The sequence below is a fragment of the Acidovorax sp. FJL06 genome (assembly GCF_003852545.1).
Classification (GTDB): Bacteria; Pseudomonadota; Gammaproteobacteria; order Burkholderiales; family Burkholderiaceae_C; genus Acidovorax.
Genome location: NZ_QAJR01000012.1, coordinates 15153 through 40523, shown reverse-complemented (window position 1 = coordinate 40523; position 25371 = coordinate 15153). Strand labels below are relative to the sequence as shown.

Annotated in this window: 18 protein-coding genes and 2 pseudogenes; 5 read left to right on the top strand and 15 right to left on the bottom strand. The window is 69.0% G+C overall.

The genetic code is table 11. The annotated features are described in order from the left end of the window. Positions 1–33 precede the first annotated feature (33 nt). Together bcsD and mnmA are read right to left on the bottom strand one after the other, a co-directional pair. Positions 34–510: a cellulose biosynthesis protein BcsD gene (bcsD, locus tag DBV10_RS07480; protein ID WP_233589841.1), complete on the bottom strand. Its 477-nt coding sequence runs from the start codon at positions 508–510 to the stop codon at positions 34–36. 328 nt (positions 511–838) lie between these two features. After that, entirely contained in the window at positions 839–1960 is a 1122-nt protein-coding gene (gene mnmA, locus DBV10_RS07475) for a tRNA 2-thiouridine(34) synthase MnmA (RefSeq protein ID WP_124512155.1), read from the bottom strand. A gap of 106 nt (positions 1961–2066) precedes the next feature. On the opposite strand from mnmA, the gene DBV10_RS07470 reads away from it, so the two are divergent. From DBV10_RS07470 to DBV10_RS07455, 4 genes are all read left to right on the top strand, one after another. Then, positions 2067–3050 (top strand): LysR family transcriptional regulator, encoded by a 984-nt coding sequence (locus tag DBV10_RS07470; protein ID WP_124512153.1) that lies wholly within the window; start codon positions 2067–2069, stop codon positions 3048–3050. Positions 3051–3343: 293 nt separating this feature from the next. Further along, positions 3344–4798, top strand: coding sequence for an FAD-dependent tricarballylate dehydrogenase TcuA (gene tcuA / locus DBV10_RS07465; RefSeq protein ID WP_124512151.1), 1455 nt, complete (start codon positions 3344–3346; stop codon positions 4796–4798). After that, on the top strand, positions 4785–5978 hold the full coding sequence (gene tcuB / locus DBV10_RS07460; RefSeq protein ID WP_124512149.1) for a tricarballylate utilization 4Fe-4S protein TcuB: 1194 nt from the start codon (positions 4785–4787) through the stop codon (positions 5976–5978). Before tcuA ends, tcuB begins: the two co-directional genes overlap by 14 nt. 40 nt (positions 5979–6018) lie before the next feature. Continuing rightward, positions 6019–6993 (top strand): tripartite tricarboxylate transporter substrate binding protein, encoded by a 975-nt coding sequence (locus DBV10_RS07455; RefSeq protein ID WP_124512147.1) that lies wholly within the window; start codon positions 6019–6021, stop codon positions 6991–6993. A 166-nt stretch (positions 6994–7159) separates the two neighbouring features. Here DBV10_RS07455 and DBV10_RS07450 read toward each other — a convergent pair whose 3' ends face one another. Continuing rightward, positions 7160–7648, bottom strand: a complete 489-nt coding sequence (locus DBV10_RS07450) for an NUDIX hydrolase (protein ID WP_124512545.1) — start codon at positions 7646–7648, stop codon at positions 7160–7162. A 37-nt stretch (positions 7649–7685) separates the two neighbouring features. Further along, positions 7686–8609 carry a DMT family transporter gene (locus tag DBV10_RS07445; protein WP_124512145.1) on the bottom strand — a complete coding sequence of 308 codons (924 nt, stop codon included), beginning with the start codon at positions 8607–8609 and terminating at the stop codon, positions 7686–7688. 130 nt (positions 8610–8739) lie between these two features. Here DBV10_RS07445 and DBV10_RS07440 point away from each other — a divergent pair, with 130 nt between their 5' ends. Continuing rightward, positions 8740–9633 carry a LysR substrate-binding domain-containing protein gene (locus tag DBV10_RS07440; protein WP_124512143.1) on the top strand — a complete coding sequence of 298 codons (894 nt, stop codon included), beginning with the start codon at positions 8740–8742 and terminating at the stop codon, positions 9631–9633. 33 nt (positions 9634–9666) lie between these two features. On the opposite strand, the gene DBV10_RS07435 is transcribed toward DBV10_RS07440, so the two are convergent. From DBV10_RS07435 to DBV10_RS07385, 11 genes and pseudogenes are all read right to left on the bottom strand, one after another. Beyond that, positions 9667–10212: a GNAT family N-acetyltransferase gene (locus tag DBV10_RS07435; protein ID WP_124512141.1), complete on the bottom strand. Its 546-nt coding sequence runs from the start codon at positions 10210–10212 to the stop codon at positions 9667–9669. A 4-nt stretch (positions 10213–10216) separates the two neighbouring features. After that, the gene (locus DBV10_RS07430; protein ID WP_124512139.1) at positions 10217–10921 is read right to left on the bottom strand and encodes a riboflavin synthase subunit alpha; all 705 of its coding nucleotides are present in this window, start codon (positions 10919–10921) and stop codon (positions 10217–10219) included. Positions 10922–11157: 236 nt separating this feature from the next. Next, entirely contained in the window at positions 11158–12522 is a 1365-nt protein-coding gene (locus tag DBV10_RS07425; RefSeq protein ID WP_124512137.1) for an esterase-like activity of phytase family protein, read from the bottom strand. A 153-nt stretch (positions 12523–12675) separates the two neighbouring features. Next, a complete protein-coding gene (locus DBV10_RS07420) occupies positions 12676–14061 on the bottom strand; it encodes an MATE family efflux transporter (protein WP_124512135.1) in 1386 nt (461 codons plus the stop codon). Next, positions 14058–14576, bottom strand: a complete 519-nt coding sequence (locus DBV10_RS07415; protein WP_199740060.1) for a L,D-transpeptidase — start codon at positions 14574–14576, stop codon at positions 14058–14060. The genes DBV10_RS07420 and DBV10_RS07415 overlap by 4 nt, the downstream gene beginning before the upstream one ends. 7 nt (positions 14577–14583) lie before the next feature. Then, positions 14584–16290, bottom strand: a complete 1707-nt coding sequence (locus DBV10_RS07410; RefSeq protein WP_124512133.1) for an NAD(P)-binding protein — start codon at positions 16288–16290, stop codon at positions 14584–14586. Between the two features lie 21 nt (positions 16291–16311). Beyond that, positions 16312–17304 carry a two-component system response regulator gene (locus tag DBV10_RS07405; RefSeq protein WP_124512131.1) on the bottom strand — a complete coding sequence of 331 codons (993 nt, stop codon included), beginning with the start codon at positions 17302–17304 and terminating at the stop codon, positions 16312–16314. A gap of 349 nt (positions 17305–17653) precedes the next feature. Next, positions 17654–20851: pseudogene (locus DBV10_RS07400) on the bottom strand (PAS domain S-box protein); the annotation flags it as partial. 344 nt (positions 20852–21195) lie between these two features. Next, on the bottom strand, positions 21196–22773 hold the full coding sequence (locus tag DBV10_RS07395; RefSeq protein WP_124512129.1) for a polyamine aminopropyltransferase: 1578 nt from the start codon (positions 22771–22773) through the stop codon (positions 21196–21198). After that, positions 22773–23159, bottom strand: a pseudogene (locus tag DBV10_RS07390) (type I restriction enzyme endonuclease domain-containing protein); the annotation flags it as partial. The gene DBV10_RS07395 and the pseudogene DBV10_RS07390, both read right to left, overlap by 1 nt. Before the next feature lie 149 nt (positions 23160–23308). Beyond that, a complete protein-coding gene (locus tag DBV10_RS07385) occupies positions 23309–25345 on the bottom strand; it encodes an RNA-binding domain-containing protein (RefSeq protein WP_124512125.1) in 2037 nt (678 codons plus the stop codon). Between the last annotated feature and the right edge of the window lie 26 nt (positions 25346–25371).

Sequence of the window (25371 nt, the reverse complement as noted above, 5' to 3'; positions counted from 1 at the left end):
TGCCAAATCGTAGAAAACCGAAACCCGCAGGGCTCAGCGCGCCAGCTGGAGATGCACGCCTCCCCAGGCATCCGCAGGGGCGACCTGCACCACCTTGAGCTGGCCAGCCCCCGCCTGCTCGAACCAGGCCTGGTAGACCCCTTCGAGGAAGCCGCCAGACCACAGCACATGGCTGGGCCCGAACGCGGCGGAAACGGGGGACAGGCTGTGGCGGATGTCCAGCTGCGCGGCCTCCTGCGTCAGACGCACCCAGCCCCAGTCGATGCGCTCCCACACGGCGGTCATGCCGCGTTGCAGCTCATCCAGGGTGGCGCAGGCCGGCAGGGGGTGTTCTGCCGCAAACCGCGCCCCCACCCGGAACATCAGCGCGCGCAGGTCTTCCGGCGGCAGTGCCGCCGCGAACTCCGCCGCCAGGGCCTGGAAAAAGCCCCGCCATTGCACGGCGCACTGTTGCTGGACGAGGTGTTGGGTGATCTCGGGACTGGCAGGCAAGGAAGCCGTTGGGGACATGGCATGCACACGGTCAAGCATCGGCCCGGTTCAACGGCCTTCGCGGGGTGGACAGGAGGAAAGGGCACATGCACCTTCTGATACATGTGGTTTCAAACAGTTTCCGGTGGATTTTAGGAGGCTTGCCCCAAGGAATGCGCCTTCTGGTGGCAATCCAAAGGTCAACTTCATTCAACGGCGGCCTCTGTGCCGATGTCTGTGGGTACGACGCCACAGAAAAATCACAACAACTATTGACTATAAAAAATCAATAGTCAATACAAATAGTGAAATTGTGTTTATTCACAGCCTGGTCACCGACCGCCGGCACCACCCGGGGCGAGGTGTTTCAACTTGTAGCCGCCTGGATGACACCGCCGCCCAGGCACACGTCCCCGTCGTACAGCACCGCGCTCTGGCCGGGCGTGACCGCCCACTGCGCCTGCGCAAATGCAAGCCGGAAATCCGCCCCTTCGGCACGGACCACCGTGCAGGCGGCGTCCTGCTGCCGGTAGCGGGTCTTGGCCGCGTAGCCCCCCGGTGCCGGCGGGTGGCCCGCAGTCCAGCTGGCGTCCTGCGCATCGAGGGCGTGCGACAGCAGCCAGGGGTGGTCATGCCCCTGCACGACACGCAGCGTGTTCTTGGCCAGGTCCTTGCGCGCCACGAACCAGGGCGCATGCTCGCCGCCGCCGCGCTGGGCACCTTTCTCCTTGATGCCGCCAATGCCCAGGCCCTGGCGCTGGCCCAGGGTGTAGAAGGAGAGGCCCACATGCTTGCCCACGGTGCGGCCCCGGTCGTCCTGGATGGGGCCCGGCGCATGGCTGATGTAGCGGTTCAGGAACTCGCGGAACGGCCGCTCACCGATGAAGCAGATGCCCGTGGAGTCCTTCTTCTTGGCGTTGGGCAGGCCGATCTCCTCGGCGATGCGCCGCACCTCGGTCTTGTGCAGCTCGCCCACGGGGAACAGCGTCTTGGCCAGCTGCGCCTGGTTCAGGCGGTGCAAAAAGTAACTCTGGTCCTTGGACGGGTCCAGCCCCTTGAGCAGCTCGAACAGCTGCGTGTCCGGGTTCTGGCGCACGCGGGCGTAGTGCCCGGTGGCGATCTTCTCGGCGCCCAAGCGCATGGCGTGGTCGAGGAAGGCCTTGAACTTGATCTCGGCGTTGCACAGCACGTCGGGGTTGGGCGTGCGGCCGGCCTGGTACTCGCGCAGGAACTCGGCGAACACCCGGTCCTTGTAGTCGGCCGCGAAGTTCACATGCTCGATCTCGATGCCGATCACATCGGCCACGGCGGCCGCGTCCACGAAGTCGATGTTGGACGAGCAGTATTCGCTGTCGTCGTCATCCTCCCAGTTCTTCATGAAGATGCCGACCACCTCGTGGCCCTGCTGTTTGAGCAGGTGGGCGGTCACGGCCGAGTCCACGCCGCCCGAGAGGCCGACGACGACGCGCTGTTTTTTGGTTGCTGTCATCGGGCCGATTGTATTTTTTGCGGCCCCTGCGCACAGCGATGGGGTCTTGGCGGTGTGCGAACATCCCCCATCACATGGTGGCGGGACGGGCCCGCAAGAACGGACTATGGAACTGAGACAACTCCGCTACTTCGTGCGTATCGTCGAGCTGGGCTCCATGAGCCGCGCGGCGCTGGACCTGGACGTGGTGCAGTCCGCGCTGAGCCAGCAGGTCACGCGGCTGGAGGGCGAGCTGGCCACGCGCCTGCTGCAGCGCACGCCACGCGGCGTGGCGCCCACCGAGGCGGGCCTGGCCTTTTTCCGCGAGGCGCAGCTCACCCTGCGCCATGCCGACCAGGCGGTGCGCGCGGCGCAGCAGGCGCGGCTGTCGGGCAGCGTGACCGTGGGCCTGGCGCCCACCACGTCGAGCGTGCTGGGCCTGCCGCTGATGCAGGCCATGCGCACGCGCTACCCCGACGTGCGGCTGCACATGGTCGAGGGCATGTCGGGCCACCTGACGGCCATGCTCAATGCCCGCGAGCTGGACCTGGCCGTGCTGTTCGACACCCGCCTGCACCAGGCGCGGCAGGGCGCCGGCACGCGGCGCTGGGAGATGGCGCCGCTGCTGGAGGAAGCGCTGTTCCTCATCTGCGCCCGCCAGGGGCCGGGCAACCCCGGCGGCCGGCGGCTGCCCGAGACCCTCGCCGTGGCCGAACTGGTGGGCGAGCCCCTGATCCTGCCCACGGGGCCCCACGGCCTGCGCAGCACGCTCGACACCGCCTTCGCGCGCGACCGCGTGGCGCCGCATGTGGTGCTGGAGGTGGATTCGCTGGCCATGGTGATGGCCGCGGTGGACGCGGGCCTGGGCGCCACCGTGCAGCCCTGGGCCGCCATGGGCCGCTACCCGGATGCGGCGGAGCGCTTTCAGTGCGCGCGGCTCACCGACGCCCCCGCGCGCCGCGTGAACCTGCTGTGCAGCCTGCCGGACGAAGAGCTCTCGCCCGCCGCGCTGGCCACGCGGGTGGTCATGGCGGACTGCGCGCGCGAACTCGTCGCCAGCGGCCAGTGGCCGGGCACGGCATGGATCGGTGAAAAGGCCATCCCCTCGTAACCACCGCGCTGCCGCGCCCCCCGGGGCAGGTATCTCGATCCGTGATACCCCCATGACCTGAGCCCGCTGCACGGCGGGCCCGTGCCTCCGTACAGTCGCCATCACCCTTACGACTTGCGCAAAACGGGTGCAGGCGATGCGTTGGCCCCATGGGCACCTGCGTTGTGCCTCCTTGTTTGCGCAAGTCCTGACCCTGATGACCGACCAGGCCACACCGCCAGGAGACACCACCCCATGGGCCCCATCCCCCTTTCACCCGCCCGTGCACGGCACACCGCCCGGGACCGCCGGGCATGAGCGCCGATGTCCTGGTCATCGGCGGCGGCAACGCCGCGCTGTGCGCCGCGCTCATGGCGCGCGAGGCCGGCGCCAGCGTGCTGCTGCTCGAATCCGCGCCCCGCGCCTGGCGCGGCGGCAACTCGGCCCACACCCGCAACCTGCGCTGCATGCACGATGCGCCGCAGGACGTGCTGGTGGGCAGCTACCCCGAGGAAGAGTTCTGGCAGGACCTGCTCAAGGTGACCGGCGGCCTGACCAACGAACACCTGGCGCGCCTGGTGATCCGCGCGTCGTCGGACTGCCGGCCCTGGATGCGCCGCCACGGCGTGCACTTCCAGCCCGCGCTGGCCGGCACGCTGCATGTGGCGCGCACCAATGCCTTCTTCATGGGCGGGGGCAAGGCGCTGGTCAACGCCTACTACCGCAGCGCCGAGCGGCTCGGCGTGCAGGTGCGCTACGCATCGCCGGTGCAGCGCATCGAGCTCGACAACGGCCGCTTCATCGCAGCGCACCTGCAAAGCGGCGAGCGCATCACGGCGAAGAGCTGCGTGCTCGCGGCCGGCGGGTTCGAGTCCAACCGCGAATGGCTGCGCGAGGCCTGGGGCCAGAACGAGCGTGGCGAGTGGCCGTCGGACAACTTCCTGATCCGGGGCACGGCCTACAACCAGGGAACCTTGCTCCGGCACCTGCTGGACGACCACGGCGCCGACCGCATTGGCGACCCCACGCAGGCCCACATGGTGGCCATCGACGCGCGCGCGCCGCTGTATGACGGCGGCATCTGCACGCGCATCGACTGCGTGTCGCTGGGCGTGGTGGTGAACCGCGAGGGCGAGCGTTTCTACGACGAGGGCGAGGACTTCTGGCCCAAGCGCTACGCGATCTGGGGCCGCCTGGTGGCGCAGCAGCCGGGGCAAATCGGCTACTCGGTCATCGACAGCCAGGCCATCGGCCGCTTCATGCCACCCGTGTTCCCGGGCGTCAAAGCCGACAGCCTGCCCGAGCTGGCCGAAAAGCTCGGCCTGCCCGTGGACCGCTTCATGCACACGCTCGGTAGCTACAACGCCGCCTGCCGCGTGGGCCACTTCGACCACACCACGCTGGACGACTGCGCTACCTCCGGCATCACACCCGCCAAGACCCACTGGGCGCGGCCCATCGAGACCGGCCCGTTCTACGGCTACGCCCTCAAACCCGGCGTCACCTTCACCTACCTGGGCCTGCACACCGACGACACGGCCGCCGTGCGTTTTGGCAACGTGCCCAGCCCCAACCTGTTCATCGCCGGCGAAATGATGGCCGGCAATGTGCTGGGCAAGGGCTACACGGCCGGGGTGGGCATGAGCATCGGCACGGCCTTCGGCCGCATCGCGGGCGCACAGGCGGCTTTGGCATCAAAACAGGCCCTACCGCTTTCCCACCCAGCGCAACCAGCTATAAAAACAGGAGTACCCCATGCAAGCGCTTGAAGCCCTGACACGCGATGCCCGGGCGCTGGCCAACGGCGACGTGGTGCCCGCGCTGCCCTTGTCGGGCGCCGAATCCGAGGTGGCGCGCCAGCTGCAGATCTGCAATGCCTGCCGCTACTGCGAGGGTTTTTGCGCCGTGTTCCCGGCCATGACGCGCCGGCTCGAATTCCCCAAGGCGGACATCCACTTTTTAGCCAACCTGTGCCACAACTGCGGCGCCTGCCTGCATGCCTGCCAGTACGCGCCGCCGCACGAATTCGCGGTGAACATCCCGCAGGCCATGGCGCAGGTGCGCGGCCAGACCTATGTGGACTACGCCTGGCCCCCGGCCCTGGGCCGGCTCTACCAGCGCAACGGCCTCACGCTCTCGCTGGCGCTGGCGGCGGGCCTCGCGCTGTTCCTGGTGCTGGCCGTGGTGCAACACGGGCAGGGCCTGGGGGCGCTGTGGAGCACGCCGCAGGGTGGCTTCTACGGCATCTTTCCGCACAACCTGCTGGTGGGCCTGTTCGCGCCGGTGTTCCTGTTCGCCACGCTGGCGCTGGCGCTGGGCGTGCGCCGCTTCTGGCGCGACGTGACCCCCGCCACCAGCGGCGCGCCTTTGAGCGCCCCCGCCACGGCCGAGGCCGCCGATGCGGTGCTGCGCCTGAAATACCTGGACGGCGGCCATGGCGAGGGCTGCCACAACGAGGACGACACCACCACCCTGTCGCGCCGGCGCTTCCACCACCTCACGTTCTACGGCTTCCTGCTGTGCTTTGCCGCCACCAGCGTCGCCACGCTGTACCACTACCTGCTGGGCCAGGCGGCACCGTACGACCTGCCCAGCCTGCCCAAGCTGCTGGGCGCAGCGGGCGGCGTGAGCCTGGCCCTCGGCACCGCGGGCCTGTGGCGGCTGAACCTGCGCCGCCACCCCGCGCATGGCGACGCCGCGCAAAAGCCCATGGACCGGGGTTTCATCGCGCTGCTGTTCCTCACCGCGACCAGCGGCCTGCTGCTCTGGGCCGCGCGCGGCACGCCGGCCCTGGCGCTGATGCTGTGCCTGCACCTGGGCGCGGTGATGGCGCTGTTCGCCACGCTGCCCTACGGCAAGTTCGCGCACGGCATCTTCCGCACCGCCGCCCTGCTGCGCCACGCGGTGGAAAAGCGCCAGCCGCACCCCATCGGGCTGGACGCGGACTGAGCCAACGATCACAACACCGTCCACGATGAAGGAGACACCCATGAAGAAACGCACCCTGCTGCATGGCGCCCTGGCGCTGGCAACCCTCCCCCTGGCCTTTGGCGCAGCCGCGCAGGATTTCCCGCCCAGGAAACCCGTCACGCTGGTCGTGGGTTTTGCCGCCGGCGGTGCGGCCGACGCCGCCGCGCGCCTGATCGCCAAGAAGCTCGGCGAGAACATCGGCCAGCCGGTGGTGGTGGACAACAAGGGCGGCGCAGGTGGCAACATCGCCCACCAGTTCGTGGCCAACGCGGCGGCCGACGGCACGGTGCTGCTGTTCGGCTCGGTGGGGCCGCTGACCATCGCACCGCACCTCATGAAGCTGACCTACGACCCGTTCAAGGATCTGGCGGCGATTTCAGGTGGGGTGAACTTTCCGAACGTACTGGTGGTGCACAAGGGCGCAGGCGTGAAGACGCTGGCCGAGTTTGTGCAGCTGTCCAGGAAGAAGCCTGGCAGCGTGGACTTTGCCTCCACCGGAGCCGGCTCGGCATCGCACCTGGCAGGGGAGCTTTTCAACCAGCGCGCGGGCATCGACATGACCCATGTGCCTTACAAAGGTGGTGCCCCAGCCTTGCAGGATTTGCTGGGCGAGCGCATCACGTCCTACTTTGCTGCACCGCCCACGGCGCTGCCGCATGTCGAGACGGGCAAGCTGGTCCCGCTGGCCACCACGGGCCTCACGCGGCCGGCCTACCTGCCGGGCATCCCCACCGTGGCCGAGTCGGGCTACCCGGGCTTCGAGGCGCTGAACTGGTATGCCTTCGTCGCCCCCGGCAAGACACCGCCCGCCATCCTGGACCGCTGGAACCAGGAGATCGTGAAGGTGCTTCATGATGCGGGCGTGAAGGAGGCGCTGAACAAACACGGCCTCACGCCCCAGCCCACCACGCGCGCCGAACTCACGGCCTTCATGAAGAAGGAATCCACGCAGTGGGCCACCATCATCAGGGAGCGCAAACTCACGGTGGAGTGAGGCCGGACCGCCTTGCGCCCGCACAACGGGCTCTCCGCAGCGTTGATGCGCTGAGAGCGGCTCACAAAACTCAGCGAAGCGGTTCTGGCTAGGCGCTGCGTCGCAGGCAGTACGAGTAGTACGACAAGACGCGGCAACGACGCCAGAAGAGTTTTGTTAGCCGCTCTTACTGGGCCGCGGGTTCGGTGACCGAGATGTCGGTATGCACCAGCGTGAGCGGAAACCGCTGGCCCGCCAGGTAGTCCTCCAGGCAGCGCAGCAACAAGGGGCTGCGGTGCCGCTCGGGGCAGGCGCGGATTTCGTCCGCCGTGAGCCACAGCGTGCGCACGATGCCCGTGTCCAGCGCGCGCCAGCCATGGTGCGTGCCCAGCGTGCCGGCAAACGCAAAGCGCATGTAGGTGAGGTCGTCGCCCGTGCGCGTCTTGGTGAAGCGGTTGAGGTACACGCCGATCAGCGCCGTGGGCACAAAATCATGGGCGGTTTCTTCCAGCACCTCGCGCGCGCAGGCCTGGATGGGCGATTCGCCCGGGTCCAGGTGGCCTGCAGGGTTGTTGAGCTTGAGGCCATCGGTGGTCTCTTCCTCGACCAGCAAAAAACGGCCGTCGCGCTCGATGAGGGCGGCCACGGTGACGTTGGGTTTCCAGCGGTGGGGCATGGCGGGCATTATGACCACGCCCTGTGACCCAGGCTTTTCAGCGGGCCCCCTGCAGCGCCACGGGTGCCGCCGGCACGGGGCGCAGCACCAGCCACAGCGCCGCACCAATCAGGCTGCCCCCAGCCCCATGGGCCAGGGTGGCGGGCTCGCCCAGCAGCAGCCAGCCCCAGGCCACGCCGAACAGCGGGATCAGAAAGGTCACGGTGAGCGCCTTGAGCGGCCCCACATCGGCGATGAGCCGGAAATACAGCACATAGGCCAGGGCCGTGCACAGCAGGCCCAACGCCAGCAGCGCCCACCACACGGGCGCCGGCGCGGCCAGCCAGGTGCTGGCGGCCGCCGGCTGGCGCAGCAGCTCCCAGGCCACCACCGGCACCAGCACCAGCACCGCGCCCATCTGGCTGCCCAGGGCCACGGTGCGGCTGTCCAGCCCGCCGCGCTCGGTGATCCAGCGCTTGGTGAGAAAGCCCGCCAGCCCGTAGCAGGCCGTGGCCACCAGGCAGGCCCCCATGCCGCCCAGCACCTCGGGGGTGAGCGCCACCGGCCCCGCCTGGGCCAGCACGGCCACGCCGGCCATGCCCAGCACCACCCCGCCCACGCGCGCCGCCGTGATGCGCTCGCCAAACGCCAGCGCGCCGATGAGCACGCCCATCAGCGGCGTGGTGGCGTTGAGGATGGCGCTGTAGCCCGCCGGCAGGCTGCGCGCGGCCATGGCAAACATGAGGAAGGGGATGCCCGAGTTCACCACCCCCAGCACCAGCGTGGCGCCGAGCTTGCCCCCAAAACGCGGGCGCAGGCGCAGCACCGTCAGCAGCAGGGCCAGCCCCGCCGCGCCCAGCAGCACGCGCGCAAAGGTGGTGGGCAGGGCGCCCAGCACGGGCGCGGCCACGCGCATCAACAGAAAACTGCCGCCCCAAAGGGCCGCCAGAAGAACAAGTCGCAGGAAACTGGGCAAAGGCATGGTGGCACCTGGAAGGTCGGTCAATGGGCTACGGGAACTGGGTGGCTATTGTTGAAAATATGTTCATCGCTGGCAAACGATTTATCCTCTACGACCGTTTAGTTTTCATGAACAGTCCGGGAAAAATCCAATGAAACTCCCACCGCTGATCGCCGTGCGTTTTTTCGAGGCCACGGCACGCCACCGCAGCGTGCGCGAGGCCGCGCGCGAACTGCACGTGACCCCCGGCGCGGTGTCGCAGCAGGTGCGGCGCCTGGAGGCCTTCCTGGGCTGTGCGCTGTTCGAGCGCCTGCCCCGCGGCCTGGCGCTCACGCCCGCCGGCATGGACTACCAGGCGGCCTGTGGCGAGGCGCTGGCCCGCATCGGCCACGCCACCGCCCGGCTGGCCGCCGGTGCGCGCCGCGTGGTGCGGGTGAGCTGCACGCCCGACTTCGCGGCCCAGTGGCTGGTGCCGCGCCTGCAGCTGTTTCTGCAGCATGCCCCCGAGCTGGACGTGCACGTGAACAGCACCCACCGCGCGGTAGACCTGCTGGCCGAGGACATGCATTTCGCGGTGCGCCATGGCCTGGGCCCCTACCCGGGCCTGCATGCCGAATGGCTGCTGGACGACGACCTGGTGCCCGTGTGCAGCCCGCGCCTGGTGGCGCCCCGGCCCTGGGCGCAGCTGGCGGACATCACCGGCCCCCGGCTGCTGCACGACGGGCAACGCGACGACTGGCGCCTGTGGTGCCGCGCCCAGGGCCTGGCGCGGGTGGACAGCGGCCAGGGCGTGGTGTTCGCGGGCGCCGGTGGCGCCCTGGAGGCGGCCCTGGCGGGGCAGGGTTTTGCGCTGGCGACGCGCACCAGGGTCGCGCGCGCACTGGCCACCCGCGCCCTGGTGGGCCTGCAGGTGCCGCCCGTGGACGCGCCCCTGGGCTATCGCCTGGTCTACCGGCCCGAGGCTCTGATCGACCCCGCGCTGCGGCGCTTCCGCGACTGGGTGGTGGACGAGGGCGCGCAGGCCGGGGGCATCAGCGCGGGGTAACCGCAGTCAGCGGCGGGGCCACCTGCCCCGGTGTCAGCCGCCGGGGCCGAGGCTGCGCACCATGTACGTGGCACCGTCGCCGTAGCTGGCCAGGTGCTGGCGCTGCACCCCGTCCGCCAGCGCCTGCTCGGCATACCCGTGGCGCGCCCAGTAGCCCTGCGAGCCCTGCACCGACACCAGGGCCGTGTGGCGCAACCCCTCTTGCCGCGCGCGCTCCCACAGGGGCGCCAGCAGGGCCGGGGCCAGGCCCTGGCGGGCCAGCGCGGGCAGCACGGCCATATCGTGCAGGTACAGCGTGTCGAGGTCGCCGGGGAGGGCGCCCGAGGGGGCGTGCGGAGCCCCGAAATCGCCGTGCAGCGGCGTGACCTTGTGCAGGCGCGAGCGGTAGGCCGCCAGGTAGGCGCACACCCGGCCGTCCCGTTCCAACACCAGCGAACAGTTCACCGGGCTGGCCAGGCGGCGGGCAAACACCTCGCCGCTCTCCACGAAGCCTTCGCCGTAACAGGCCAGTTGCACGGCCAGCAGATCGGCCAGGTCGCTCAGCGCCAGCGGGCGCACCACCAGGGACGGGGGAGCCATCGGGTCAGTGCGGCAGCACGGGCGCCTGCACGAAGTCGTCGAGCGACAGTCCCTTTTCCTTGAGCAGAGCCTCCAGCACGGGCTGCAGGCGGCCCAGGCTTTCCTGCACCGCCTCGCGCACGGTGTCCACCACTACCTGGGTGCTGCGCTCGATCTCGATGTTGAGCGCGTCGCCCACCTGCTTGTGTTCAAACACCGTGGCGCGGCGCGTTTCGGGAATCATCCAGATCTCGAACCAGCCCTCCTGCCGGTTCACCTCGGCCACCGTGAGGCTGGCGCCGTGGATGGCGATGTAGCCCTTGGCGAACACATAGCGGCGAAACGCCTCGGGCACGGCCACGCGCCACACCAGGTTGTTGTCGAACTCGCGGCGCTGCACCAGCGTGCCCGTGAAGTCCACATGGCCCGACAGCGGGTGGCCGCCGATCTCGGCGCCATCCTTGGCCGCGCGCTCCACGTTCACGCGGTCGCCCTGGTGGTAGCTGCCCAGCGTGGTGATGTTCAGGCTCTGCAGCATCACGTCGAAGTTGGCCTGCGTGGGCGAGAGGATCTCGGTGACCGTGAGGCACACGCCGTCGGTGGACACGCTGGCGCCGATGGCCAGGTCCTGGCAAAAGCCCTCTGGGAAATCGAGCGTGAAGGTGCGCAGGCCTGCGCGGTCGTGGATGGCGGCAATGCCTGCCGTGGCTTGGACGATGCCTGTGAACATGGTGGGGAGGGGCGGTTGAGCCCGTGAATGGGCAAAGGCGGATTTTGCCATCCGAGTACGGCGCAGCGCTGCGCTCCGGGGTCAAGCCCTCCACAGCCGTTCAGGCTGAGCCTGTCGAAGCCCGGCGCAAGGCTTCGACAGGCTCAGCCCGAACGGTGGGGGGTGGCGCGGCCGTGGGATGCGGCCCTGCCCCAGCTTGTCCCACCTCTCCAGCCCATGGGCGACCCAAGTTCCGGCTACTTCGCGCGCAGCAGCTCGCCCACCTCCAACAGCACCAGCTCGTTGTCATCCGCCTTGTTGGGCTCGCGGCTGCTGCTGAAGGGCAGGTTGTTGTCGTTGCCCACCACGATGTGCGTGCCGTCCACCACGTCCACGTTCTCGATGGTGAAGAAGGGGAAGGTGAGCACGCCGTTGTTGAGTGGCTTCTTCGCCAGGCGCTTCGGGTCCTGGATGTTCATGAGGTCGATGTAGCCGATCTTGCGGATTTCGCCGCCCACGTTGGCCTCGCTCATCTCGACCTTGTAGACGCGCTTGAACTTCGCGAGGTCGTGGAAGCAATCCGTGCGCTTTTGGCCTTCGGGGCAGGCCTTGTCGGCCGTGCCTTCGCCGTTGTCGCGCTCGATGATCAGGCCCGTGGTGCCGTCGATCATGTTGAAGTCGCCGATCGCGTGGTGGTTGGCCTCCAGCACGTACTTCCAGTGGCGGCCCGTCCACTGCTCGCTCTTCACGTCGAACTCCAGCACGCGCAGGGCCTGCTTGCCGCCCACGTTCTCGTAGGCCTTGGCCGCTTCGTTCCACAGCGCGCCTTCGAGCAGCGCATAGAGCTTGCTGCCGTCCTTGGAGGCAGCCATGCCTTCAAAGCCCTTGGAGCGCTTGACCTCGAACGGTGTGGGCTTGGCATCGGGGGCGCCGGGCATGAGCACGCCGGGGGCGTCGGGCGAGCGCACCACCTTGCCGTCCACCTGGGTCTCGAACACACCCAGCACCTTGCCGCTCAGGTCGGCCTTGATGAGGTAAGGGCCGAACTCCTCGCCGATCCACAGCGCGCCGCCTGCAAACTGGAAGCTCTCGGGGTCGAAGTCGGCGCCGGTCAGGTAGCGCTGGTCCGTGCCTTCGTGGGTGATGCGAAACGGCACCTTCTTGTCGGGGTCGTGCAAAAACACGGTCTGGCGGCGCTGGAACTGGCCGCTTTGAAAGTCCACCGCGTAGTGGTTCAGGTACAGCATGAAGTCGGCCGAGTTGGCCTTGGCGCCCGCACCGTTGTCGGTGAGGATCCAGAACGAACCGTCGGCCATGCGCTTGATGCCCGAGTGGCCCTGGAGGGGCTGGCCCTTGAAGGGCAGCGCGATGCCGGTGTCGCGCCCGCCGGACTGGCCCATCACCGTGCCCACGGCCTCCACGCGGCGGGGGGTGGTGAACTTGCCGCTGACCTGCAGGTCCTGCGGGGCGTCCTTGGGGGCGGGGATCAGCGTCATCGCGGGCAGCACGGCGTGGCCGGCCAGCGTGGCGGGGTAGGCCTGCTGGGCATTCGCAGAGGAGGCAAGGGAAGCGGCGGCACACGCCAGCGCGGCGCAGGCGGCCAGGGCAGAGAATCGGGACATGGTGGCTGGGGCAGAAAGTAAAACGGCCACGATGCCGCCTGCGCGTGACGGGGCTGTGACGACCGCATGGTCGCGTGCAACGCCGGGCCCCAAGGTCACTCTCCTTTTGATAGCTGCTTGCGCTTATCCATCAAGCGCTACAGCCATTTTTGTTTACACCATGCGCTGCAAGGCCTGGCGCCGCCACACGCCATGGAAGTACAGCCCCTGCAGCACCAGTGCCGCGAGGTAGGTGGCCGGGTAGGCCGCCCAGGTGGCCACCAGGCCGAACTGGCGCCCCAGCACCCAGCCCAGCGGCACGATGAGGCAGGCCAGGCAACCGAGCGACAGGAGGGTGGGCACCAGCACCGTGCCGCTGGCGCGCATCACGCCCGAATACACGCTGGCCAGCCCGAAGAAGACGGCGCCCCACACGGTGATGTGCAGTACACGCGCGGCGATGTCGATCACCCGCGCGTCGGCCACGAACAGGCCCACCACCCAGGGCGCGGCAGCGAACACCAGCACGGCCAGCGTGCCCGTGAGCAGCAGGTTCATGCGCATGCCGGCGCGCGTGATTGCCGCCACCTGCGGCCCCTGGCCCGCGCCGATCGCCTGCGCGGCCAACACCGACGCGGCCATGGCCACGGCCATCGCGGGGAACAGCACATACGACATGACCTGGCTGGCGGCCCCCCAGGCCGCCGTAGCGGCCGAGCCATGGGCATTGACCAGGCTCAGCAGGCCCAGGTCGGCCAGCGAACCCGTGATGAAGAACAGCCCCGTGGGCACACCCAACCGGACGAGCGTGCGCAGCAAGGCGGCATCCAGCCGCAACTGCGCCGCCAGCGCGCGCGTGGGGGCCAGCACATGCGCGCGCCGCCGCAGGTGCCAGGCGGTCCAGCCCAGCGAGGACAGCGTGGCCAGCAGCAGCGCGGCCACGCCCCCCAGGATGCCCAGCGCCGGCAGCCCAAGGGCGGGCACGCCCTGGATGCACAGCGGTGCGCACACCACCGTGACACACAGCGACACCATCAGCGCACGCAGCGGCGTCACCGTGTCGCCCATGCCCCGCAGCAGCGCGGCCACGAGCATGGAGGTGAACAGCACCGGGAACAGCGCCATCATTCCCCGCGCATAGGCCACCGCCTGGGGCAGCACGTCGGCGGGCGTGCCCAGCGCGGCCATGAGCCACGGGGCCATCAGCAGGCCCCCCACCGACAGCACCAGGCCCAGCAACAGGCCCGCACAGAGCGTGGTGCCCGCCACCGCACGCAGCCGCGCGGGGTTGCGTGCGCCCCAGGCCTGGCCCACGAGGATGGACGCCCCCGTGCCCAGCCCGAAGATGAAGGCACTGAGCAGCAAGAACAGCGGCATGAACGAGGCCACGGCCGCCAGCGGCCCCGCGCCCAGCAGCCGCCCCACGTAGATATGGTTCACCGTGCCGGTGAGCGCCTGCAGGATGTTGGTGAGCACCAGCGGGCCCAGAAAGACGAGGAAGCGCCGGTTGAGCGACGGCGTGGGCGTTGTGGCGCTGCCATGCCCATCCTGTGCGGTCATGCGGGTCCCTCCATGGCACCGGGGCACCCGGCTCCGTCTTCGATGCGCACCGGCGTGCCCACCGCCACCCGGTCGAACAGGTCCACCAGATCGGCATTGGCCATGCGCACGCAGCCGTGCGAGGCGGGCCGGCCCATCGGCGTGCCATCCGGGCAGCCGTGGATATAGATGAAGCGGCGCAGCGTGTCCACATCGCCGCCCCGGTTGACGCCGCGCTCGCAGCCCGCAAGCCACAGGATGCGGCAGAGGATCCAGTCGCGGCCCGGCTGCTGGGCGGCCAGCGCGGGCGAATAGCACTCGCCCGTGGGCCGGCGCCCCACGAACACCGTGCCGGGCGCGCAGCCCGCGCCCACCTTGGCGCGCACGCGGTGCAGGCCGCGGGGCGTGCACCCGCTGCCGCTGCGTTCGCCCGCGCCGTGGAGTGCGGTTGAGACCGCATAGCGGGCCTGCACTACGCCGCCATCGAGCAGGCACAGCTCCTGGCGGCCCAGGTGGATGTGAAGGGCCAGGGCCATGGGCGTCCTATCCCGCTGCCGCGACCAGGCCCGCGCCATGCCCGCGCGTGAAGGCTTCTTCAAACACCGAGTAGCCCGACCAGTCGCTGTGCGCAAACGCCAGGCGCGCGGTGGTGGGCGTGGGAATCCAGGGCGCGCGCTCTGCATTGAATAGCGGCTTGCGCTTGCTGGACCGGCCCTGCAGGCCGATTTGGCTCAGAACCTGCTGCACACCCCGCGTGGGAATGGACATGGCGTGGCCGTAGCGGGTGATGTCCACGCGCGTGGCGCGCTCGCGCAGCTCGGGGTGGGGCACGGACAGGGCGGCCAGCGCGGCATCGGCCCAGTGCTGCCAGGGCTGGGTGGCCAGCTGCTGGCGGCCGCCCTGCAGATCGCCCAGTGCCTGGTAGTAGGTGAGGACGGTGGGGCCGGTGAGGGCGGCACGCGGGTCCAGGCGCTGGTGGCCCGCGTTCACATAGCCCAGGCCGCCGGGCGTGGGGTCGGCATAGAGCACGTTGTCCCAAGCAGGCGCGGCGCCGGGGCGGTCGGTGAGCGGGCGGCCGATGTGGATGTTGGCCACCAGCCAGGGCGCCCACGACAGGCGCTGCGCCACGTCGCGCAGGAAGACGGGGGGCTGCTGCACCACCCGCGCCGCCAGCAGCACGGGCAGCGCCACGATGCATTGCGGCGCCACCCAGCGCTCGACATTGCCGCTGGCATGGTTGAACGCATCCACCTCCACGCCGTGGCGGCCTTCGCTGATGCGCAGCACGCTGGTGGCGGTGCGCAACTGGCCGCCCGAGCGCAGCGGCTCGGCCAGGCGCTGGGTGATCCAGCCGTTGCCCTCGGGCCAGGTGAGCACACTTTCGCGCGCCTCGTCCACGGCCTCGCCAGGCGCGTGGAACCCGTGGCGGCTGGCAAAGTAGTGGATGCCCGCCCAGGCCGACACGCGGTGGGCGCCCGCGCCGTAGTCGTCGCGGCAGCAGTAGTCGAGGTACCAGCGCAGGTGCGCGTCATCCAGCCCCTGTGCGGCCAGCCAATCATCAAAAGTAATAGCATCCAGCGCCTGATGGGCGGGCGCCAGCGGCTGTTTTGCGCTCCAGCGCTTGAGGGCCGGCATCGAGAACGGGGCGGCGCGGGCCTCGGCGTCCACGGCCTGGGCAAAGCGGCGGTACTGCGCCAGCGTGGCCTCGCCCACGCCCTGCACGGGCAGCAGGCCCTCCTGCCATTCGCCCTCGAAGAACAAGCGCTCCTGGGGGCTGTGGCACAGGTGGCGTTCGTCGTATTGCCAGCGCCCAGCCACGCGCTGTCGCACGCCCAGTTCTTCCAGCAGGTCCTGCACCTCGCGCGCGTCGTCGCCGGGCACGGGCAGGTAGTGCGCGCCCTGCGGGCAGGGCACGCCGCCCACCACGGTGCCCCGGCTGTTGCCGCCGGGGCTGTCCTCCAGCTCCAGCAGCGCAAAGTCTTCCACGCCCGCCAGCCGCAGCGCGCGCGCGGCCGCCAGCCCGGCCACGCCGCCGCCCGCAATGACCACCTGCGCGCGCCGCACCACGGCGGGGGCAGGCAGGGTGCCGGTTGTCAGCAGGTCGCGCAGCTGGTGGCCACGGGCCATGGCGATGCCGGTGAAGCCGCCCAGCAAAGGCGGCGCGGTGCGCTCACACCCGCCCAGGGCGGCCGTGGCCAGGGCGGCAGCGCCCGCCACAAACTGGCGGCGCTGCAAAGTCCATGCGGTCATGCCATCGTTCCTTGCACCTTCTCAGTCGGCCCAGCGGGCTCGCACTTCGAGCAGCTGCGGCAACAGCGGCGCAAACAGCGGCACCAGGCCCGGGTCGAAGTGCTGGCCCGCCTGGGCAGCGATGTGGTCCAGCGCCTCCTGCACGGGCCAGGGCTCCTTGTAGGGGCGGCGGGTGGTGAGGGCGTCGAACACGTCGGCAATGGCCACGATGCGCGCCGACAGCGGGATGGCCGCGCCCGCGAGGCCCAGCGGGTAGCCGCTGCCGTCCCACTTCTCGTGGTGGGCCAGTGCGATCTCGCGGGCCAGCTGCAGCAGGCCCGCCGGGTGTTCGCCAATGATCTCGGCGCCGATTTCGGGGTGGCGGCGCATGGTGGCCCACTCGTCGGCATCCAGCGGGCCGGGCTTGCGCAGCACGGCGTCGGGGATGCCGATCTTGCCCACGTCATGCATGGGCGCGGCGTTGAGCAGGTCTTCGGCCCAGGCGGGGCTGCAGCCGGCGGCCAGCGCCAGCAGCTGGGCGAAGTGGCTCATGCGGATCACATGCATGCCGGTTTCGTTGTCTTTGTATTCGGCCGCACGGCCCAGGCGCTGCACGATCTGCAGGCGGGTTTCGCGCAACTCGTCCAGCCGCACCAGCGACAGGTGGGTGCGCACGCGCGCGCGCACCACGGGCGGGCTGACGGGTTTGGTGATGTAGTCCACCGCGCCCGCGTCGAAGCCGGCGGTTTCGTCCTGGCTGTCGGTGAGGGCGGTGATGAAGATCACCGGGATGGCGGCGGTGGCGGCGTCGGCCTTGAGCGCGCGGCACACGGCATAGCCGTCCATGTTCGGCATCATGATGTCGAGCAGCACCAGGTCGGGCCGCTGCTCGCGCGCCACCTGCAGGGCGCGTTCGCCGTCGGTGGCAAACAGCAGGCGGTAGTCGGCCTGCAGGATGTGGCGCAGCACCTGCAGGTTGGTGGGTTCGTCGTCCACCAGCAGCAGGCGGGGTCGCAGGTCGGGGGCGGGGTTCATGCGGTGTCCTCCGTGGGCGCATCGATCCAGTGCGTGCGCAGCTGCTGCAGCTGTGCGAGCGCCTGGTCGAAGTCAAAGGTGTCGATGGCCTCCTGCAGCCGCTCCATGGCATCGCCGGGCAGCAGCTGCGCCAGCAGGTCCAGGGGCGATTGGGCCAGTTGGAGCGGGCCAGGGCCTGCTGCAGCGCCTGGGCGGCGGCATGGGCCTGGGCGCGCTGCGCGGGCGCCAGCGGCGCGTGCTGGCCCACCCCGGGCGCGGGGGTGGCGGCGGCCTCCCACTCCAGGGCCAGGGCCTGCTGCACGGCCTGCAGGGCGGCGGGCAGTGCGGCCACCAGCGGGCCCAGGGCGGTGGGGTCCAGCGCACGCGCTGCCGCTTCGATGCGCTGGGCCAGGGTCTGCACGGGTGCCAGCGCCAGGTTGCCGGCCGCGCCGCGCAGGCGGTGGGCCAGGGCGCGCGCGCCGTCCAGGTCGGGCTGGGCCACCAGGGCCTGCAGCGCAGCGGGGGTGGCCTCGTACTCTGCCACGAACCGCGCAATCGCGTCGCGCAGCAGCGTGCGCTGGCCCCACAGGCGGGTGCCGCGCTCCCAGTCGATGGCCTGGTGCATTTGCGCCGGCACCTGCGCCGTGGGCTGGGGCGCAGGGGCCAGGCTGGCCAGCGACGATGACGACGCCGCCGCCGTCAGGCCGCCCCAGCCCGAGGTGGCGGGCTCGGGCTGCAGCTGGAGCACGCGGGCGATTTCGCGGAACAGGCGCGCGGGCTCCAGGGGTTTGCTGGCAAAGCCGTCCATGCCGGCGGCGCGCGCGTTGCGCCGGTCCTGCTCCAGCACGCTGGCCGACAGCGCGATCACGGGCACGGGTTTGCGGCGCTGTTCCTGTTCAAACGCGCGCATGCGGCGCGTGGCCTCCAGGCCGTCCATGCCGGGCATCTGCAGATCCATCAGCACCACGTCAAAGCGGCCCGTGCGGAAGGCCTGCACGGCCTCTTCACCATCGCGGGCGACGGTGGTCTGGTGGCGGCCCTTGTCCAGATGGATCTGCAGCAGCTCGATGTTGGCGGGCACGTCGTCCACCGCCAGCACGCGCAGCGGGGGCAGCTGCACGGCGTGGCTGGTGGCGGCCACGGCCTCGGGGGCCTGGCCCGGGGGCAGCGGCAGGCTCACGGTGAAGGTGGTGCCCACGCCCAGGGTGCTGCGCACGCTGATGCGCCCGCCCATCAGCTCGACCAGCTGGCGCGAGATGGTGGTGCCCAGGCCGGTGCCGCCAAACTGCCGGGTGGTGGAGGCGTCGGCCTGCGCGAAGGGGTCAAAGATGCGGTCCAGGTGCTCGGCGGCGATGCCGATGCCGGTGTCTTCCACCGCCATCACCAGCATGCCATCCTGGTAGTCGAGCCGCAGCTGCACATGGCCGCGCTGGGTGAACTTGAGTGCATTGCCCAGCAGGTTGAGCAGCACCTGCTGCAGCCGCAGTGCGTCGCCGCGCAGGTAGGGTGGCACCTGTGGGGTGGTGAGGCACTGCAGCTCCAGCCGCTTCTTGGCGGCGTGGATGCGCAGCGAGGCCAGGATCTGGTCGCACACCTCCTGCAGCGAGAAGTCGGCGATCTCCAGCTCCACCGCGCCTTTTTCGAGCTTGGCGGTGTCCAGGATGTCGTTGAGCAGGCGCAGCATGGAGCGCGCCGCGTGCTGCACGGTCCCGAGGTGGCGGCGCTGCTGGGCGTCCATGGGGCTGTCGAGCAGGGCCTCGGTGAAGCCGATGATGGCGTTCATGGGCGTGCGGATCTCGTGGCTCATGTTGGCCAGGAAGGTGCTGCGCGCGGCGGCGGCCTGCTCGGCGCGATCCTTGGCGGCGCGCAGCTCCTGCTCCATCGCGCGGCGCTGGCTCAGGTCGGTGGCAAATTTGACGACCTTGAACGGCCGCCCCTGCGCGTCGAAGATGGGGTTGTAGGTGGCCTGGATCCAGATGCGCCGCCCACCCCGGCCCAGGCGCTGGTATTCGCCGCCTTCGAGCTGGCCAGCGCGCAGCTGCGCCCAGAACTGCGCATACGCCTCGCTCTGGGCGTAGGCCGGCTCGCAGAACATGCGGTGGTGCTGGCCCAAGATGTCGTCAAGCCGGTAGTCCATGAGCTCGCGGAAGTTGGCGTTGGCCGTGATCACGTGGCCCTGCAGGTCGAACTCGGCCACGGCCAGCGCGCGGTCGATGGCGCGCACGGTGCTTTCGAACTCGGCGTTGCGCTCCTTGAAGACCGTCATGTCCATGATGACGCCGTCGATCCACTGCACCTCGCCGTCCTCGCCCACCATGGGGCGCCCGCTTTCGGACACCCAGCGCATGCGGCCCTCACGGTCCACCAGGCGGAACTCCACGTGGTACGGGCGGCGCAGCGCGATGGCGGCCGACACCTCGTTCCACAGGCGCGGCACCTCATCGGGCACGGTGAGCTGCGTGAAGTTGACGCGGCCCTCCAGAAAATCCTGCGGCTGCCAGCCCGTGAGCGCCGCCACGGCGTCGCTGATGAACAGCATGCTCCAGTCCGCGTCGTAGCGGCAGCGGAAGGTCACGCCCGGAATGTTGCCGATCAGCGAACGCAGGCGCTGCTCGCTGTTCTGCAGCTCCTGCTCCATGGCGCGGCGCTGGCTCAGGTCGCCGATGAAGCCCACGAACAGCGGATCGCCATCGAGCTGCACGCGCCCCACCGACAGGCGGATGGGCACCAGCGTGCCGTCGCGCCGCAGCGCCTGCACTTCGCGGCTGTTGGCGCCCACAATGCTGCCGCCCTGCCCGGCCAGGTGCTTGCGCAGGTAGCCATCGTGCTGGGAGCGGTCGGGCTCGGGCATGAGCATGGACACGTTGCGCCCCACCACCGCATCGGCCGGCCAGCCCAGGATGCGCTCGGCCGCCGCGTTGAACGACTGCACCACGCCCCGGGCGTCGATCATCACGATGCCATCCACCGTGGTCTCGGCAATGGCGCGCAGGCGCGATTCGCTCTGGCGCACCTGGATGAACATCTGCCGGTAGCGCAGGCCCGCGTTGATGGCCACCACCAGCAGCCCGATCACGACCGCGACCACCGCCACGCCCAGGGCCAGCGGTGTGCCCCCGGTGGCAGCCAGCAGCTCCAGCGCATCGGGTTCATCGGTGAAGCGCAGCGCCGCCATGCCCGTGTAGTGCATGCCCGCAATCGCCAGGCCCATCACCGCGCCGGCCGCCCCGTTCAGGAACGGCGCGCGCCAGTGCAGCACCCGCCCAAGCCCGAAGCGCACCCACAGCGCCACAATGGCCAGCAGCACCGCCACCAGCACCGAGGCCGCAAACCCCCAGGGGTCGTAGCGCATCACGCTGGCCCACTGCGACGCGGCCATGCCGATGTAGTGCATGGCGCCAATGCCCGCGCCCACCAGCACCCCGCCCACCACCAGGGCGGTGCGGCTGACCTCGCTGCGCATCAGCAGGCCCAGCGCAATCCACGAGGCCAGCACGCTGGGCAGCATGGACACCACCGTGGTGACGGCATCGAACTGGCCGCGCGCGAACACGGTGAAGGCCAGCATGCCGATGAAATGCATGGACCAGATGCCCCCGCCCAGCGCCATGGCGCCCGAGCCCCGGGCCATCTGGCGCATGAAGCCGGTGTCCGCACGCCGGGCCAGCGCGGCCATCTGCAGCGCCAGCACCGAGGCCAGCACGGCCATCAGCACCGACAGGGCCACCAGCCAGGGGTCGTGCTGCGCCCAGAGGAAAGGGTAGGCCGGCGCGTTGCCGAGAAAAAATTGGTCCAGCATGGGAGTCGCCTGTGGCATTCAGGTCATGGCCATCGTTTGTATCCCATTGTCGGGCCCGGGGCCTTCGGAAAACCCCGCAACGCGCGCCTGGGCAGGGCGGGCTGCCGCGCCCTTCAATGCGCCACGACCTTGCCCCATTCGCGCTCGTAGGTGTGCACCAGCGCCTGGTTGGACAGCCGGTTCACGTCGGCCGGCACGCGTGCCATGTCGAGCGGAAAGTCAAACAGCAGCGGCAGCGAGGGGGGGGCCAGAAAGCGCAGACCGTCCGGCAGGGCCTCGGGCAGGCGCCAGGGCCGGCGGCTCGCGATCACATAGCCCCATTCGCCGAAGCTGGGCACATGGGCGTGGTAGGGCGCGGTCTGCAGGCCCACGGACTCGATGGTCTGCACCACCGTCCAGAAGCTCTGGCGCGCCACCAGCGGCGAGGTGGTCTGCACCACCGCATAGCCACTGGCCGCCAGGCGCTTGTCCAGCAGCGCATAGAAGCTGTTGGTGTAGAGCTTGCCGATGGAGAAGTTCGTGGGATCGGGGAAATCCACCACGATGACATCGAAGGTGTCGTCGGCCCCCAGGCCCCCCGCTTCGCGGGCTTCGCCGCCCTGCTGCAGCCAGCCGAAGGCGTCGGTGTTGACGATCTTGACCTTGGGGTCCTGCAGCGCATGGCCGTTCAGGCGCGCGAGCGTGGGGTTCTCGCTGAAGATGCGGGTCATGGCCGGGTCCAGCTCGACCAGGGTGACGGATTCGACCGAGGGGTATTTGAGGATCTCGCGCACGGCCATGCCGTCGCCGCCACCCAGCACCGCCACACGTTTGGGCGCGCCATGTGCGGCCATCGCGGGGTGCACCAGGGCCTCGTGGTAGCGGTATTCGTCCGATTCGGAGAACTGCAGGTTGCCGTTGAGGTACAGCCGGTGGCCATAGCGGCCCTGCGTGACCACGATGCGCTGGTAGGGCGTGGCCGTGGTGAAGACGATGCGGTCCTGGTAGAACTTGTCCTCGGCAAAACTCGTGATCTGGTCGGCGCCCGCCAGAGCGGCCAGCAGCAGGCCCACCACCATCGCGCAGGCCAGCAGGTGGGCCTTCACGCGCCGCAGCTCATGGCGGAACAGCCACACCGCCCACAGCGCCACGGCCGCATTCATGAGCCCGAACACCAGGCCCGTGCGAATGAGCCCCAGGTGCGGCACCAGCAGCAGCGGAAACGCCAGCGACACCGCCAGCGCCCCCAGGTAGTCGAAGGTGAGCACCTGCGAGACCAGGTCCTTGAGCACCACGTTGCGCTTGAGGATGCGCATGACCAGCGGAATCTCCAGCCCCACCAGCGTGCCCACCATGAGCACCATCGAATACAGCAGGAACCGGAACGCCCCCGGCGTGTAGGCATTGGCCAGGAACAGCGTGGCGGGCAAGGCGCCGCCAATCAGCGCCACCAGCAGCTCGATGCGCAGGAAATGCGCAGGCAGCTGCCGCTCGAAATACCGCGACAGCCACGAGCCCAGGCCCATGGCAAACAGGTAGGTGCCGATGATGGTGCTGAACTGCAGCACCGAGTCGCCCAGCACATAGGACGCCAGCGCCCCCGCCGCCAGCTCATACAGCAGGCCGCAGGCGGCCACCACGAAGACGCTGGTGAGCAGGGCGATGTCGATGGGGCGGGGGGCCTGCTGGGCGGTGGAGGCCGAAGTTGCCATCACGCCACCCCCTCTTCACCCAGCATCTGGGCTGGCTGCAGCACCCGTTCCACGGCGGCATCCGGGGAGTCCCACGGACATTGGTACTTGCGCAGACTGGGCTTGGCCGTCAGCCGCAGCTTGGCGCGCACGCACTCACGCTCAGACCCATCCATGCTCAGGTTCTGGCGCAGGTTCTCGGTCAACTCGTGGGCGATCTTTTTCAACGTCTCGTCTGTCAGTGCACGCACGGCCGATTCGTTGGCGGCCAAGGCGTCATACAACCGCACCTCGTCGTCACCCAGCCCCAGCGGCTCGCCCCGGCCTGCGGCCTCGCGGAACTTCTTGGCCATATCCACCAGCTCTGCCATCACCTGTGCGGTCTCAATGGACCGGTTCTGGTGGCGGTAGGTGCCCCCCATGTCTTGCAGCCAGGCCAAGGGGTTTTGTTCACGCGGGTCTTCTGTCATTGGCGTCCTTCAGGCCGATATGAGTATAAAAATACGGCTTCTTATGCATCCAAACCCTCGAAGGAATGGAAGGCACCATTGCTGGGTCATGGACGGTGCGCGCCCTTGCTACTACGGCTGTCTGCAGCGCGATATGACTGCATTTCGTGGGTGGGCGTACCCGGGAAGGCGCGCAGGATACGGTTGTCTTTGACCAGCGCGTCCAGGTAGCCTTTGCGCAGGCCGTCCACATTTCGACTGAGCAGCTCGGCAAGAACACTCAGGCGGACATAGCGTCCATCACATACCGCCAGGATGACGGAAATCATGCTGTCCCTGTCCAATCGCGCCTTTGCCCTCGGTAAAGTCGCGCGCTGAAGCAATTCGTCGCGCAGCTGCGGGGTCAACACGGACAACGCGTCCACCACGGGTGCGTCCAGCAACGGGGAGATCAGGCACCCGTTGTCGTCTCGGCTCGCTTGCCCGAAGCCCGCCTCAGCCAATGCGGGTGCGCCATCGGCCAGGTTTGCCCCGTTACTCCCGGAGCTGTCTTCACTACTCCCGGAGCTGGCCGCGTTACTACCGAAGCTCGGGTCGTTACTACCGGAGCTATCTAAAAACGCGAACACCTGCTCCGGGGAAACCGGCGCTGCGCCCGGCAGGTGGTACACCTTGCCCTTGGACTGCCCCTGAGACAGCAACATTCCGTCCCGCTCCAGCCGGGCCAGCGCCCGGCTCAGATCGTGCGGGTGGTCCGTGCAAATCTCGGCCATGCGGGCGTGGTTCACCACGCGTTCAATCATGGCTGTGGCCAAAATGACCCGGCCTAACGCATCCACTTGCTCAAATGCGACTCCGAACCGGGTTCGCAATGCTTCCAGCACAGGCTCGGGCAGCAAATCCAGCATGTGCAACTCCAGCAAAGTCTGTTCGGGGACATCCTTTTCACGCAACAAGGGCTGGCGCCAGTGCCGGCTTTGCCAACCGCTGAAAATCTTGGGCATGCCCGAGCCACCGCGCTCACCCAGGCCAATCAACAAAAACATCTGGTGCAGGATGCGATTGCGGCAGTCGCTCTCGCCACCCCGGATCACCTGCTCCAGCGGCAATCTCAACCCGCCGGGGTTGCGAAAGCCAAACATATCCGGCCGCTTGACCACCAGCACGGACACCCGCCCGGTGTAATCTGCGTGCACCAGCGTGTTGACCAGCGCCTCGCGCAAGGCCACATGCACCGGCGTGTCGTCTTGCCGCTGCCCATCCTTCAGGCCAAAAGGCACCTTCAGATCGGCCACCAGCTTGCGGTACACCCGGCGGTAAAAATCAAACAGATTGCCTGACCAGGTGCCGTCTGGCACCAACCGGTCGACCCAGCGCAGCTCTGTCTTGGCCTCGGGCCGCTCCTGGTAGTCCACAAAGTAGTGCGGCACCGCCTCCTGAATGGCCGACCAGCGGCCAAACATCAGCAAACCAGCCAGCGTCAATCCTTCCACACCCGTGGCCCGGTCACGGCGCCAGCCGCGCAGGCTCTGCATCAACGCAAAGTCATCCTGCTCCAAGTAGGGATGGCCGGGCTTCTCGTCCTTGAGCATCTGGCGATAGATGCGCAGGCTTTCCATGTCCACGTCGTCCATGCCAAAGTGGGCCAGGATGCGGGCATCGCGCTCATCCTCCACCTGTTCGGCCAGCATGCGCTTGACAGTCTCTTCATCACAGGGCCATTCACCGTCGTTCAGTCGCTTGTAGGTGTGGTCCAAAGGCTGGTTGTTGAGAAAAACGGGCCGCTGTTTGCGCGTGGCCTGTGGGATACGGACCAGCACCACCGTCCGCCCCTCCAACACCAACTCCTGCACATCGGCATCCGTCAGCAGATTGACGCTGACCTTGCCCGGGTTGTTCAGGTTGTTGAACAAATCCGCCCGCACCTTGGCCGGGTTGGGGATGCCCGCAACAGAGAACACCCCCTCCTTTTCGCGCACCCCCAGCAACACCACACCGCCATGGGCGTTGGCCATGGCCGAGTAGGTGGGCCAGAAATCCTTGGGCACCTCGCCCTGGCCATTGTGGCCTTGGGCGAGCTTGCACTCCAGTTCCACCGTTTCGCGCAGCAGGGACAGGTCTTCGAGGGAGGCGGGCGAGAACATCACACGGATTCCTGGTCCAAATTATC